Origin of the sequence: Pseudomonas sp. Sample_16, from assembly GCF_004307665.1 — a bacterium.
GTDB lineage: Bacteria > Pseudomonadota > Gammaproteobacteria > Pseudomonadales > Pseudomonadaceae > Aquipseudomonas.
Window position 1 is genome coordinate 1 of sequence record NZ_RCOB01000129.1, and the last position, 1,374, is coordinate 1,374.

The 1,374-nt window shown below is 52.0% G+C and carries 2 protein-coding genes and 1 pseudogene; 2 read left to right on the plus strand and 1 reads right to left on the minus strand.

Features of this window, described 5'->3' with window-relative positions; all coding sequences use genetic code 11:
• Window positions 1-204: hypothetical protein (locus D8U69_RS29615; protein ID WP_206663069.1), on the plus strand; the 204-nt coding region annotated here is incomplete at its 5' end.
• Window positions 205-404: 200 nt separating this feature from the next.
• On the opposite strand, the gene D8U69_RS17690 is transcribed toward D8U69_RS29615, so the two are convergent.
• The gene (locus tag D8U69_RS17690) at window positions 405-707 is read right to left on the minus strand and encodes a PepSY domain-containing protein (RefSeq protein WP_130907814.1); all 303 of its coding nucleotides are present in this window, start codon (window positions 705-707) and stop codon (window positions 405-407) included.
• Window positions 708-1,024: 317 nt separating this feature from the next.
• Between D8U69_RS17690 and D8U69_RS29620 the strand changes: the two are divergent.
• Window positions 1,025-1,374 (plus strand): annotated as a pseudogene (locus D8U69_RS29620) (hypothetical protein); the annotation flags it as partial.

The window sequence follows — 1,374 nt, forward strand, 5'->3', positions numbered from 1 at the left end:
GGCAGGGGCAGAGAGGCGAAAACCGACGCGCAAGGCCCTGAAGTGATGCCTCACGCCGGGCCACTGTTTGTCGGTTTCCGAAAAACATTCAAACGTAACCGCCACCCAAAGGCTGTAGGGAAATCCCTCAACTCTGACGAATTTAAGCGCGAAGGCCTACAACGGCTCGCCACGCTAGCGAAGCCCATGCGAATGGAGTCCTAAAATCGTCCGGGGAAAGGTTAGACCGGTCATCGATTAGACCTGAGCTAGGGAAGATCTCTAATCGAATTCAAGCTCAGGATGCCGGGGCATGTACAGTCCTCCCGCCATGCCGCATCGCTGCGCAGAGCTGGGCAACACTATCGTTGTGTTGCACTTCTGTCCGAAAGCGCATGACTCACGACGCTTCGATGGAGGTCATGTCAATTATCTTGCTGGTTTTTCAATACTGCCCCGGTTGCGGCATTTAAGTCCACGTCCCACTCAGCACCGTTGGTATCGAGCACTTCAACTTCATAAGTGTAACCGTTGAAGTGGTTATCCAGATCGGTGTCGGTGATTGTGGCTCCCGGATGCAATTTCATCACAGCCTGATTCAAGGTGCTCAGAGGCTTGATTTTGCCCTCTTTGACCAACTGCGGAACCTGTTCGAAATGCAAGTCATCGGCCTGAGCCAAGCCGACAGTGAGGGGCAGAGCCATAGAGAGTGCGAGCGCGGTTTTCATGAGGTTTCTCTTGAGATGCCGGATACGGGGGTCAAGGCTAGTTGTTATAACTTAATTCATCCTTAATTTGCCGTTACGCGCTTAAAGGAGACGTGTATAGCTTGTGTATATTTTTCTGTCACGCGGATGCAGTCATTGATACAGGGGTGGTTGGGGGGGGGGCGCTCAAGTTGAGGGTTTTCCTACAGCAAAGCCCCGTTGAGTGGAATAGCGTTTGTAAAGCGGCAAAACCTTCCGCAGGCCAAGGTTCAGCTCACCAGGCTGCGCCGGTAGCTTTGAATCGCGGTGTTATTAATTTTCGCCTTGAGACCACGTCCATGAGAAAATTTTTAGTCATACCCTTCATGCTTTTAACGCCTTTGACCTTTGCCGCCACTTCGACTGAAATGGGGGTGGATGGCAAAATCACGCCGGCCGCATGCGACATCGCCATCGCCGACGCAAATTTTGATTTTGGTTCATCAATTGCTTTGAATCCTACCGGCGAGACCCTACTGCCCGTGAGTACTGGTCATCCCATGAGCATAGCTTGCACCGGGCCGGCTTACGTAGGATTTAGGGGGATTGACAATCGAAGCGGTACAAGCACTGGGGGTAACATACGGTATGGGCTCGGTACCGATGGAGCGGGTAATAAGATTGGTTGGTACAGAATTATCATGCTCAA

What these genes read in the sequence shown, in the direction of transcription:
- D8U69_RS17690 (WP_130907814.1), bottom strand. Translation starts at nt 707, where the DNA reads ATGAAAACCGCGCTCGCACTCTCTATGGCTCTGCCCCTCACTGTCGGC.